Genomic DNA, 12,658 nt, shown 5'->3' with positions numbered 1-12,658 from the left:
TGTTCCCTGTTCCCTGTTCCCTGTTCCCTGGTACATTAGCGAATGACTTGCCAATCTTCTATCCGCCATTCGCCATCCTTACGAATAAAGCGATATTGGAGTTGTAAAGAGGCATCTTCAGAGTTTTGGAGTTTACCCTGACTATAGGATGTAACCTGTTCCTGAACATCCGCATAGGCTACGGCTTGATTAGGATTAGCTTGATCCATCTGTACCTCAGTGACTTTGAGGCTGTGTTTATAGGTGCGATGGGAACCATCTTGTTTCATCGTTTCTGCCATCCCTACCCAACGAGCTAGAGCCGGATCAACTAAAATTTGTTGTAAGGCTTCGACTTGATGGTCAGGCCCCATCGCTACGGATTTCGCCGATAACCATTGATTGAGTTTGGTTTCAGCCACTTCAGGCGTAATTTTCTCTGGCTCGGCGGTCACGGGTTTAGCTTCAGGAATGGGCAACGGTGGCTGGTTTAACTGCACCATTGCCTGCTCCCCTTTCAACGTTGGCCCAGACCATCCCAAAACATCGGCTAAGGCTCCAAAGGTTCGGGAAAGTAAAAACCACAGTATCCAAACCCCGATTAATCCTCCCAGGCCGAGAATTAACAACCGCCCCCATTTACTCGCCTCATTTTTTCGTTGAATACGACGGAGACTACTGCTATTAGCAGGGGGAGAAGCGTTTGTCTGTGCGGAAGTTGGGGGGATATTAGCCGATGGCGTGGGTTCAACGCTAGGAGGTCGAGTTTCCCCGGAGGAGGCGGGACTGCGACGGGAAGATTCAGGACTTTTACGGCTTCCTTGTAACGAGGTTGAGGTAGAACCCGTTTCTACAGACGTCCGAACACTCGCAGGCGGGGGGGAGGAGGGTATAGGGGTAACTAATTCTTTAATTCCAGAACCCGATACCTCTGGATTTTGGGCAGTCAGTGTCATCGAGGGAGGGTCTGAGGAGGTCTGGGTCAGTTGAATATTTGTGGCCGTTGAACTGGATTTTGGGGTTGGGGACTGGGAGGAGGAAGTTGGGGCGCTCGCCGGACGGCGAGGTTGAACCACAACCCACTCATTGGAAGGATTTCCCGTTTCATTGGGCAGGGCTTCCAGATAAGCTTGGACATGGGGATCAGCGAAATAATCTTTCAAGGAAACTGATTTATCTAGCAAATCCCGAAAATGGGGAAACACCTCATCTTGTAACCAACTTTCGGCGTAGAGACATAATCCAGGTAACAAGTCGGGAGAATTTTGGGAATTTTCTCGGATAAAGGCAATGGGTTCCCGTTCCTGACTTAATTCTAAGGAGCGACTGGCTTCTTCGGTTTGTCCTAACAATAAGGCACAAACGGCTTTTTCTAAATGTACATCTTGACGCCGCCCCAACTGCATCAACATTAATTTGGCTTTACGAATTAATGCGGGTTGAGCTTCGGCAAATCCTTGAGCAATTAAGGCATAAACCGCTAAATAGGTCGCAACAGCAGAAGGACGACGAGCTTCGGCTTCAAACAACGCTTGTTGTTCAGTGGTGGTTATGTAGCGCCGGAGTTGCTGCACAAATCGCAGAAAGTCCTCTATGCCTAAACCGGATTGATCCTCCCCTTGGCCGTCAATACCGCCGCGTTCATGGAGCATTTCTCGCAGGAGTTGCAATCCTTTGCGACGTTCTGCGGCTTTTTCTAGGGGAAGTTGGAGTAATTCTAAAATCCGATAGGGACGGAGTTTGTAGAGATCCGTTTGCATTTCACCTCTCAAACTGGCAAACAAGCTTTCTCGTAATAATAGATTTTGTCCAGCCTCTAGGGAAGAGGCGGCGTTTTCATATTGTCCTTGTTGCCACTGCTCTCGACCGAGTTCTAAATAAGCTGAGGTAACGGTCAAAATAATATCAGGAACTATCAGAGCCGGATCACCGAAACGGCCATCTTTTAGACCAATACTGCCATTACTAAGATAGGGGTGACATAATTTCACCACTAATTCATATTCTCCTAATTCATGGAGCAGTAATAACGCGCCCACAAATTGTTTATCTTCGATCTCAATACTCGGTGTATGAGAGTCGATGAGAGCTTCTAAAGCAGTGGCCTCGCTGGTGACACGTTTGCCAAAAGCGGGAGTTTTAACTTCTGATTCGGGTTCGTAGGTTTTGGCTAGAAACCCCATATCATAAGCTTGACGTTGATCGGCATCCGATAAAACTGCATACGCCTCATCAATCAATTGCTTGCGTGCAGTGATCGCCAAATCAGAATACTCCCGTCTCGGAAGTTGCAAAGTGCGATCGCGGTGCGCTTGCTTGAGTTGTTCTGGAGTTGCTTGAATCGGTAAGCCTAATATTCGGTAATAATCGAGTGGAATACGCACGAGCCACTTCCCCAACGGTGAGAAACTGATAGTAGCTATATTAGCAGGGATTCACTAACCCCGTCCTAAAAGTGCGGGGATTGCTTAAACCAATTTAGGCAACGCCAGAAGTGAATAGCTCATGGAGACTCAATTGGGTACAGACTTCCGAATACTTCTTACTAACAGCTAACAGCTAACGGTCAACCGTCAACAGCCAACCCTCAACCTGTAAAATATAATTTCAAATTGGTCAAGGTAATTGGAAACAATGGTACAGGAACGCACGTTACCGACGTTTGAGGCGGATGCAACGGCTGTAACCCGTGATGAAGGGTTAATGCTGTATGAAGATATGGTTTTAGGGCGGTTGTTTGAAGATAAATGCGCCGAGATGTATTATCGGGGCAAAATGTTCGGTTTTGTCCACCTCTACAACGGTCAAGAAGCCGTAGCAACGGGGATGATCCGCGCTGGTCGCCGAGATGAAGATTATGTTTGTAGTACCTATCGGGATCACGTTCATGCTTTGAGTGCCGGGGTTCCCCCTCGTCAAGTCATGGCCGAATTGTTTGGCAAGGCCACAGGCTGTTCTAAGGGTCGGGGCGGCTCGATGCACTTGTTCTCCTCTCCCCATAATTTATTAGGGGGGTTTGCCTTTGTTGCTGAAGGAATTCCGGTGGCTACGGGTGCAGCTTTTCAAACGAAATACCGTCGGGAAGCGATGAATGATCCGAATGCGGATCAAGTAACGATGTGTTTCTTTGGAGATGGCGCTTGCAATAACGGCCAATTCTATGAATGTTTGAATATGGCAACATTATGGAATCTGCCCATTATTTATGTGGTCGAAAATAACAAATGGGCCATCGGGATGGCCCATGAACGGGCAACTTCTGACCCCGAAATCTACAAAAAAGGCCCTGCTTTTGGAATGCCCGGTTATGAAGTCGATGGGATGGATGTTTTGGCTGTTCGAGAAGTGGCTAAAAAGGCCGTTGCTCGCGCTCGTGCTGGGGAAGGCCCAACCTTAGTGGAAGCTTTAACCTATCGTTTTCGAGGGCATTCTTTGGCTGATCCCGATGAATTACGCGACAAAGAGGAGAAGGAATTTTGGTTTGCTCGTGATCCGATTAAAAAATTTGCGGCTCATTTAACGGAATATAATTTAGCAACCCAGGAGGAATTGAAAGCAATTGATCAGCAAGTTCAAGCTACGATTGATGATGCGGTAGAATTTGCCCAAAGTAGCCCTGAACCTGATCCGAAAGAGCTTTACCGTTATATTTATGCCGACGATTAATAAACTGTAAATCACCGAACACAGAAACCGGGTTTCTTAACATAAATTTTGTTGTTTTTACCGAGATAACAATAAGAAACCCGGTTTCTTCAGGGGAGATTTAATGTCCTTCTTTCCAATCTGTTTCTCCTTGTAGGATTTGTGAAAAAATTCTGTAGGGGTGATGTCCCTCCAAACCCTCTTTATCTCTGGGTTTGGAAACCAAACCCCTACAATAAAATATTACTCCCTATTTAGGACTGCTATAGTATTGCATTCTTTCCAAGCGCACAAGCTGCAATTAAAATATCTGTATCCAACAAATACATCCTTTAACACCTAATTTTTTAAGACTTTAATTCAGAACTTGAGAGTTAGCAATTTTCCAAAGTCCATCCCACTTTTCTAAATTATAACGCACTAATATTGTATTAAAGCTACTTTCCGTCACTTTACCCTGGGTGTATAAAGTTGTATCTTCGGTAACTTTAACTTCTATTGTAGCTTTATTTCCCGATGCAGCAAATCGTTCTATGGATTCAATTTTTTGGACTCCATATTGATAATAGGCATTATTTTCAATTAAAAAATTAATCGCTTTTAAGGTATCAATATATAATGTCCCCGTAGTTAAGTCTCCAAGAAGCTCACGGTCAAAAGGCGGGGCGAAAATCCTCGATTTTGCATTCAACCATTCTGTTACTAGATCTGCTGCTTTTCCAATGGTTATTGATTCGGTATTTTGAGCGATTTCAGTTACCGTTGGTGAGTCTTGTAAACTTAAGGGTTCATTTTCTGTTAAAGTTTTAGCTTGAACAATTTGACCCATACTCAAGGACAAGATTAGAGTTAAGGCTAATAGTGTTGCTTTCATAGGTTTTAGTCTATTCTGTTTTAACCAGATTAATATTCTTAATTCTGATTGTCTCTAAGAATAACCCCAACAGTCAAGACCTGTTTTTCGGAAATTCTAATCCTAATCCTGAGTTTTTGTTCTCGATAAGTTTATCTACCCAACCGTTAACCAGTGGTGACAGGAACTCCTTGGGTTTGTTTTCCCTTTAATAAATAGGTAGTCATTTCTCCTTTTCCTTTCACTTTAATTAAACCTCTTTTTTCAAATAAATAGCTTTGTTTTAAGACTAAATAGGTAGTTTCTGTAACTTGAATTTCATCTGCAATTCCATGGGATTCCATACGACTTGCAATATTAACAGTATCTCCCCATAAATCATAAATAAATTTCTTAATTCCAATCACTCCAGCAACAACTGGGCCCGTAGCAATCCCAATTCTAATATGAAAGTTTTGTTGGGTTTTTAGATTAAATTCTTTCAGAGTTCGTTGCATATCTAAAGCCATATTTGCGATCGCATCTGCATAATCATCATGGGGAATGGGTAAACCCGAAACCACCATATAAGCATCTCCAATGGTTTTAATTTTTTCTAACCCATGTAATTCGGCTAAATGATCAAATTCTGAAAAGATTTGATTGAGTAAATTAACTAATTGTGGAGGATCAAACCGTCCTGAAAGTTCGGTAAAACCGACAATATCAGCAAATAAAACTCCCGCATCGGTGAAACTATCTGCAATGGTACTCGGTTGCAGTTTTAACCGTTGGGCAATGGAATGGGGTAAAATATTTAAGAGTAAACTTTCTGAGCGTTCCTGTTCTTCTTTAACTTGCTCATAAGCTTTTTCTAAGGCTTGACGAGAGTTAAATTCTGATCGCGCTAACCGATCATATAAATACACCGAAAGATTGCAAATTAAACAAATCCAAAATAGATAAAGAAATAGGAAATCAGCCGTCATCCACTCGGCGGGAAGTACAACTTTTAAATTGAATAAAGTTTGACTTCCCTGATAATAGATAAAAACCCCTAATTGAGAAATTAAATGTAACGGCCAATAAACCGGAATTAATGTAGCTTGAGAAAAGAACATTAACGGCCATTCAATAATAGAAGCGCGCGCCATTCCTCCTAAGCTTTCTCGAATTTGGGGGGTAATTGTTACCAGCCAAGAAAATAAAAGAAACATCCACCCCGGATATTTGATTCCGATGGGGGTTCGTAGGATAACTAAACCGATAATTAAACCCAATTCAACAACAACTTGTGTGGCTACCCATGAAGGGTGAAAATGATCCCGGTTAAAGAAAAAATTGTTAACTTCTGAGACAGTAAAGGTAAAATAGGAAATAAGAGCTAAGGTAAAGCCTAAACTTAAACGTTGGTGCATAAAATGCTTTCGCCAATCGTCATAGGTCTGCGCCTTAGAAAGGGCTAAATTTGAAGAAAATTTCTTCAGATTTGTTTGTAGAAAAGCACCAATTTCTGATAGTCTTGAGTCAGTTGTAGTCATGATTTATTTGGGGTTTCAGCTATAAGTTCAATACAATCTATCTGGGATAAATTATTGTCCAATTACGTTAATTGAGTGTTAAAATAACTGTGAATAATAATCCGCGCCAAGTTGCATTTTTAGCTCTCCGAGACATTAACCGACGGGGTGGACTGGCTGATGTGGCTTTAGATCAATGGCTTCGTCAATCTGATTTATCGGATATTAACCGACGCTTAACCACCGAATTAGTCTATGGTTGTGTTCGTAGGAGGCGATCGCTCGATACCTTAATCGATTACTTAGCCCCTAAAAAATCCCATCAACAGCACCCGGATATTCGTACTATACTACATCTCGGTTTTTATCAAGTTTGCTATCTAAATCAGATTCCCAATTCGGCTGCGGTCGATACCAGTGTGGAATTAGTTAAACAAAATGACTTAACGCACTTTAGCGGTTTTGTAAATGGGATATTAAGACATTATATTCGAGAACAGGGAAATTGTCTTGTAGAAATTCCTGATTCTATTAACTCTATTTTTACTCCCTTTGAGTTACCCAAAAATCCCATAGAAAAATTAGGAATTCTCTATAGTTTTCCTGACTGGCTGATTCAATTTTGGTTAGAGAGTTTAGGATTAGAAGAAACAGAACAGCTTTGTACTTGGTTTAATCAATCTCCGTCTATTGATTTAAGAATTAATCCCTTACAAACCACTTTAGAAACAGTAGAATCTGAATTACAAAATAGGGGGATTTCTGTTAATCGAATTTCTGGACTTCCTCTAGGATTAAGGTTAATGGGAAGTATAGGTGCAATTCAAAAATTACCCGGTTATGATCAAGGATGGTGGTCAATTCAAGATAGTAGTGCTCAATGGGTGAGTTATTTATTAGATCCGCAACCGGGAGAAACAATTATTGATGCTTGTGCGGCGCCGGGAGGAAAAACCACTCATATTGCTGAATTAATCCAGGATCAAGGGAAAATTTTAGCCTTTGATTCGATTAAATCTCGATTAAAAAAAGTTCAGCAAAACCTAACACGATTACAACTCAATTGTATCGATCCTCAACACGAAGATATTCGGAAATTACAGGGCTATTTTGAAAGTGCTGATCGGGTTTTATTAGATGCGCCCTGTTCGGGTTTAGGAACGTTACATCGGCGGGCTGATGGACGCTGGCGACATGATCCTAAAAATATTCAAGATCTGTCTCAACTTCAAGCTGAACTATTAGAAATTACTCAAACTTGGGTTAAACCAGGAGGTTGTTTAGTTTATTCTACCTGTACTCTCCATCCTCAAGAAAATGAAAGCGTAATTCAAACCTTTTTAACTCAGCATTCAAACTGGAAAATTCAACCTCCTCCTGCGAATTTTACCCTTTCTCCTGAGCCAGAAGGCTGGATTAAAATCTGGCCCCATAGACAGAATATGGATGGATTTTTTATGGTAAAATTAATCAAAGAGTTAACTTAATTAAAATTCACCGGACACCCAACACCCCATTCCTGATTTTATGCACTTAATTTTATGTCATATTACGGCTGATTTTGACGCCTTGGGGGCGGCGGTGGGACTGACTCGAATTTACCCCGGAAGTCGCATCGTATTATCGGGAGGAAGTCATCCATCGGTGAGAGATTTTTTAGCATTATATCGAGATGAATTTCCTTTAATTGAACGCCGATCTGTTAATCCTAATAAAATTCATTCAATTAGTGTTGTTGATACTCAAAATTGCGATCGCTTAGGAAAAAGTGCCGAATGGTTTCGCTTACCCAACTTATCGGCGATTAGAATTTATGATCACCATCCTGATGTAAAATCCGATATTCCCGCTACAGAAACTTTTATTCAAGCCGTTGGTGCAACCACAACATTAATTGTAGAACTATTAAGAAATCAACCCCAACAACTGCTTTTAAGCACAGCAGAAGCGACGGTAATGGCGTTAGGAATTCATTTAGATACAGGTTCATTAACCTTCCCCCATTCTACCGCTAGAGATGCCATTGCCTTAGCGTGGTTAATGCAGCAAGGGGCAAATTTACCCGTGATTGCAGAATATGTAGAACCCGGTTTACCGCCGAAATTACAAGACTTATTAACCCTCGCCTTAGAACAACTCCAAAAATCAACCATTAGAGGTTATACCGTAGCTTGGATATTATTAAAAACCGATGAATATGTACCCGGTTTATCGAGTGTGGCTTCAGAATTAATTGATTTAACAGAAAGTGATGCTTTACTATTAGGAAATCAATATGCTATCAAAGGAGGAGAACGGTTAAGTATTATTGGACGTTCTCGGATTGAAAAAACCAACCTCAATGAACTGTTTAAACCCTATGGCGGGGGCGGACATACTCGTGCGGCTTCAGTTGTTCTTAAAGAAGGCAATTTTTCAGAAATTTTAGATCAACTGGTTGAACAATTAAAAGCCCAAATTCCTCACCCTCCAACCGCCAAAGAATTAATGTCTTCTCCGGTGAGAACCATTCGTCCTGAAACCTCTGTAGAAGAAGCCCATCGAATTTTATTACGCTATGGTCATTCCGGTCTTTCTGTCGTCGATGAACAGGATCAATTAGTAGGAATTATCTCCCGTCGAGATTTAGATATAGCCCTACATCATGGCTTTAGTCATGCACCCGTTAAGGGGTATATGACCCCCCAATTAAAAACCATTACCCCAGAAACAACCTTACCCGAAATTGAATCCTTAATGGTGACTTTTGACATTGGACGCTTACCTGTTTTAGAACACAAAAATTTAGTGGGAATTGTGACCAGAACTGATGTTTTAAGGTTACTTCATCAACAACAACGTCCGCAAAAATCACCCTTAAAAGGCTGTATTCCGGGGTTTACTTGTTCCACCTTAGAAGAACTATTAGAAGAACGATTAGCAACTCCCTTGTTAACCTTACTAAATCGCCTATCCTTTTTAGCAGAAAAACGCGGATGGCAGGTTTATTTAGTGGGGGGTGCGGTGCGGGATTTACTATTAGCAGAACCCGAAAAAACTGTATTATTGAGTGATATTGATATTGTGGTGGATGGATGCTATGGAAATCCCAATTTTGAGGGAGATATTTTATCAACTATTTCTCCGGCGGTGGAATTAGCACAGGACTTACAGAAACATTATCCAGCCTCACGGTTAGACGTTCATGGTCAATTTAAAACAGCAGCTTTATTATGGCATAATGATCCGATTTTAGACTCACTTTGGATTGATATTGCTACCGCTAGAACAGAATTTTATCCCTATCCGGCGGCAAATCCTGAAGTCGAGGCGAGTTCAATTCGTCAAGATTTATATCGACGGGATTTTACAATTAATGCTTTAGCCTTGCGGTTAACGTCTCCCCAGGTTGGGGAATTATTAGACTTTTTTGGAGGGATTTCGGATTTAGAAACTCGAAAAATTCGGGTTTTACACGCCAATAGTTTTATTGAAGATCCAACTCGAATTTATCGCGCCGTGCGGTTTGCGGTGCGCTTAGGGTTTGAAATTGAATCTCACACTAAAGACTATATTTGTTATGCGGTTAGTAGTGGAATTTATGAAAAACAACGAGAAGAAAGTAATAAATCCTTTGATCAAAATCGCCGAATTCCGGCTTTAGAAACTCGCTTAAAAAGTGAGTTAAAATATATTTTACAGTCTCCCTATTGGAAACGATCATTGCAACTATTAGGAGATTTAAAAGCGTTGCGTTGTATTCATCCTACGTTAGAATTAAGTCCGCAATTATGGCGACAAGTGCGTTCTGTTGATCGGTGTTTACAACGGTTTGATCCGCAACGAACCTTAACCCATTGGGAAGTTAGATTAGAGGTATTAATTGCTTATTTATTACCCGAATATCGAGAAAAAGTGGCTCATAACCTACAGTTAACTATTGATAGTATTGAACGATTAAATCATTTAGAATTAGCTAAAAATTATGTGTTTGAAACGTTATTAACATCTGAAAAAAATAGTCAGTTTTTCTGGCTATTTAAGCGTTATGATTTACCGATGTTAATTTTAATGGCGGTTCAATCTCCACGACCCATAAGACAGCGAATTTGGCAATATTTAACTCAATTACAACAGATTAAACCTCCGTTAAATGGCAATGATTTAAAAACAATGGGATATAAACCAGGTCGTCAATTTAAACAAATGTTAGATGATTTATTGACGGTTACATTAGATGGGGAAGTGTGCGATCGCGCTTCTGCTGAAGCTTTTTTACAACGCCATTACCCCTTAAAATAAAAATCGGTGCTGTTGATTCTTATCAACTGAATCTTAATATTTTCCCCTGACCGTCATCTTGAAAACGCTGTTCTCCGACTCCCACAACATCAATAATAATCTCCCGGTCAGGAGGAGTCCATTGTCCTTGACGGGGTTCAATTTCAATAATTAATGCTTGATTTTCTTGAGAAACTTGATATTTTGTTGTTGAATAAATACCCTGAATATACTCAAAAGAATGACCATCATCTTCATATAAAATCCCCTCTCCAGTCCCTGGAAATACCTTAAAGGTTAAACTATCAATCGGTTTTTCATCAACATATTGCATCACCGGTTGTAAGGGAATTATTGACCCGGCTTTTACATATAATGGCATCCGTTCTAAAGGTGCTTCTGCTAAAATATATTGTGATCCAGAATAAGGTTCTTTCGTCCACCAATCATACCAAATTCCTTTGGGTAAATATACAGCCCGACATTCAACACCGGGACGATAAATCGGGGCTGCTAAAATTGCCGAACCCAGTAAAACTTGATCAGATAAACTATAGGTTTTGCTATCATTAGGATAGTGATAAAATAGAGGGCGAAGAATTGGTGAACCCGTTTGTGTAGCTTCCCAAAATAACGTATAAAGATAGGGTAAAAGACGATAGCGTAATTCTAAATAGTCTCGACAAATGCATTCAACTCGTTCTCCAAATACCCAAGGTTCATGTTGGGCTGTTGATAACGCAGAATGACCTCGCATCAACGGATATAATATTCCCAATTGCATCCATCGGGCGAATAATTCTGCTGTTGCATTCCCCGCAAAACCTCCAATATCACAACCTACAAATGCGACACCGGATAACCCCATATTGCATAACATTGGGAGAGAAGTTTCTAAATGTTCCCAAATCGAATGATTATCCCCCATCCACACCGATGACCAGCGTTGAATTCCTGCATATCCTGACCGAGTTAATACAAAAGATCGCTCTTTTGGTCGCAATTTTAATAACGCTTCGGCGCTAGATTTTGACATCATTAACCCATATAAATTATGGGTTTCGGCGTGGGTTGCTCGTTCTTCTGGAGGGCCCTGTAAACTATCTAAAGGAAAGGTAATTTTAGTTCCTTTATCGCCAAAGGGACGGTCATCTAAGGCGGGTTCATTCATATCATTCCAAATACCGGAAATCCCCATATCTGTTAAAGTTTGATGGCATTCTCCCCACCATTTTTGTACTTTAAGATTTAAAAAATCAGGAAAAACCGCTTTATCCGGCCAAACATAACCATGAAACAATTGACCGTTCGGTTTTCTAACAAAATAATCCTGTTCTAATCCTTGATCAAAAATAGCATAATTTCCTTCGGGTTCATATTTAACCCCTGGATCAATAATTGTAACGGCTTTAAAGCCATTTTCAGATAAATTTTGAATTAATTTTTTAGGTTCTGGAAACCGTTTTTCATTCCAGGTAAACACTCGATATCCCTGCATATAATCAATATCTAAATGAATCACATCACAGGGAATTTTGCGGTTTCTAAATTCTTTTGCTATTTCTTGAACAACAATTTCTGATTCATAACTCCACCGACATTGATGATAGCCTAAAGCCCAACGCGGCGGTAAGGGCATTCGTCCGGTGAGTTGGGTATAAGTATTAAGAATTTGGGCAGGTTCGGGGCCATAAATAATATAATAATCTAATTCTGGGGCTTGGGTTTCCATTCGCCAAATTCCCGGTTGTTCAACCCCAATATCAAAGCGACTCCAATAGGTACTATTTAAAAAAATGCCATAACTTAACTCAGGACGTAACGCCATAAATACAGGAATAGCCTGATACATGGCATCCGTTAAAGCATCATAATCTAAAGAATCAACTGTCCAATTGGTTTTAATTTCCCCAAGTTTATCTAAAAATCCTGTCCGTTCTCCAAACCCATAAAAATGTTCTTCGGGTTCAATTTTTTTCCAAACTGCTGTTAATCCTTGTCGCCAAGCAAAGCCTAATTCTCCATCTATGGCAAAGGGATTATTTTGCAGATCATAACATTGAATCCGGCAAGGGTTATGTTGAATAATAATCTTAATTTTTTCGGTAATAATTTCTGTCGTTGTTTCGGTTTCGTGAGTTTGAAATTGAACGGGTTGCCAATCTTGATCCTCTACAGTAACAGCCCAAGACCGACGGGGAAGAAAATCACCCGATGGGGAATAGCGGACTCGAATTAAATTATCGGCTAATAGACTAATTTTAACATCAGCATTGCCACAATTAAACAGTAGATGGCGATCGCCCACTTCTACCGTTTTAACGGCTTCAATTTGTGACCAACTGGGGTCTAGGGTGTGTAATTGTCCAAAATATTGAGGCATAATCTAAAATAGTAGGGATTAAAAAAATAGCGTTTAATT

The 12,658-nt window shown here is 40.6% G+C and carries 7 protein-coding genes; 3 read left to right on the top strand and 4 right to left on the bottom strand.

Annotated elements, in window-relative coordinates; translation table 11 throughout:
* Positions 1-35: 35 nt before the first annotated feature.
* Positions 36-2,363, bottom strand: coding sequence for an IMS domain-containing protein (locus tag PL8927_RS12375; protein ID WP_083621803.1), 2,328 nt, complete (start codon positions 2,361-2,363; stop codon positions 36-38).
* A 250-nt stretch (positions 2,364-2,613) separates the two neighbouring features.
* On the opposite strand from PL8927_RS12375, the gene pdhA reads away from it, so the two are divergent.
* The gene (gene pdhA, locus PL8927_RS12370) at positions 2,614-3,645 is read left to right on the top strand and encodes a pyruvate dehydrogenase (acetyl-transferring) E1 component subunit alpha (protein ID WP_083621801.1); all 1,032 of its coding nucleotides are present in this window, start codon (positions 2,614-2,616) and stop codon (positions 3,643-3,645) included.
* A 334-nt stretch (positions 3,646-3,979) separates the two neighbouring features.
* On the opposite strand, the gene PL8927_RS12365 is transcribed toward pdhA, so the two are convergent.
* Positions 3,980-4,498: an ARC6/PARC6 family protein gene (locus PL8927_RS12365; RefSeq protein ID WP_083621799.1), complete on the bottom strand. Its 519-nt coding sequence runs from the start codon at positions 4,496-4,498 to the stop codon at positions 3,980-3,982.
* A gap of 146 nt (positions 4,499-4,644) precedes the next feature.
* Positions 4,645-5,997, bottom strand: a complete 1,353-nt coding sequence (locus PL8927_RS12360) for an adenylate/guanylate cyclase domain-containing protein (RefSeq protein ID WP_083621797.1) — start codon at positions 5,995-5,997, stop codon at positions 4,645-4,647.
* An 89-nt stretch (positions 5,998-6,086) separates the two neighbouring features.
* Between PL8927_RS12360 and PL8927_RS12355 the strand changes: the two genes are divergently transcribed.
* A complete protein-coding gene (locus PL8927_RS12355) occupies positions 6,087-7,463 on the top strand; it encodes a 16S rRNA (cytosine(967)-C(5))-methyltransferase (protein ID WP_083621795.1) in 1,377 nt (458 codons plus the stop codon).
* A gap of 40 nt (positions 7,464-7,503) precedes the next feature.
* Positions 7,504-10,257 (top strand): CBS domain-containing protein, encoded by a 2,754-nt coding sequence (locus tag PL8927_RS12350; protein WP_083621793.1) that lies wholly within the window; start codon positions 7,504-7,506, stop codon positions 10,255-10,257.
* Positions 10,258-10,279: 22 nt separating this feature from the next.
* Here the strand turns inward: PL8927_RS12350 and PL8927_RS12345 are convergent, their stop codons facing one another.
* On the bottom strand, positions 10,280-12,619 hold the full coding sequence (locus tag PL8927_RS12345) for a glycoside hydrolase family 31 protein (RefSeq protein ID WP_083621791.1): 2,340 nt from the start codon (positions 12,617-12,619) through the stop codon (positions 10,280-10,282).
* Positions 12,620-12,658: the final 39 nt, after the last annotated feature.

This window comes from Planktothrix serta PCC 8927, assembly GCF_900010725.2.
GTDB lineage: Bacteria > Cyanobacteriota > Cyanobacteriia > Cyanobacteriales > Microcoleaceae > Planktothrix > Planktothrix serta.
Note: the sequence above shows the minus strand (reverse complement) of the source record. Positions and strands in the feature narration are given on the sequence as shown.

Coding starts and splice junctions, on each gene's coding strand:
- pdhA (WP_083621801.1), top strand. CDS start 2,614: ATGGTACAGGAACGCACGTTACCGACGTTTGAGGCGGATGCAACGGCT.
- PL8927_RS12365 (WP_083621799.1), bottom strand. CDS start 4,498: ATGAAAGCAACACTATTAGCCTTAACTCTAATCTTGTCCTTGAGTATG.
- PL8927_RS12350 (WP_083621793.1), top strand. CDS start 7,504: ATGCACTTAATTTTATGTCATATTACGGCTGATTTTGACGCCTTGGGG.
- PL8927_RS12360 (WP_083621797.1), bottom strand. CDS start 5,997: ATGACTACAACTGACTCAAGACTATCAGAAATTGGTGCTTTTCTACAA.
- PL8927_RS12345 (WP_083621791.1), bottom strand. CDS start 12,619: ATGCCTCAATATTTTGGACAATTACACACCCTAGACCCCAGTTGGTCA.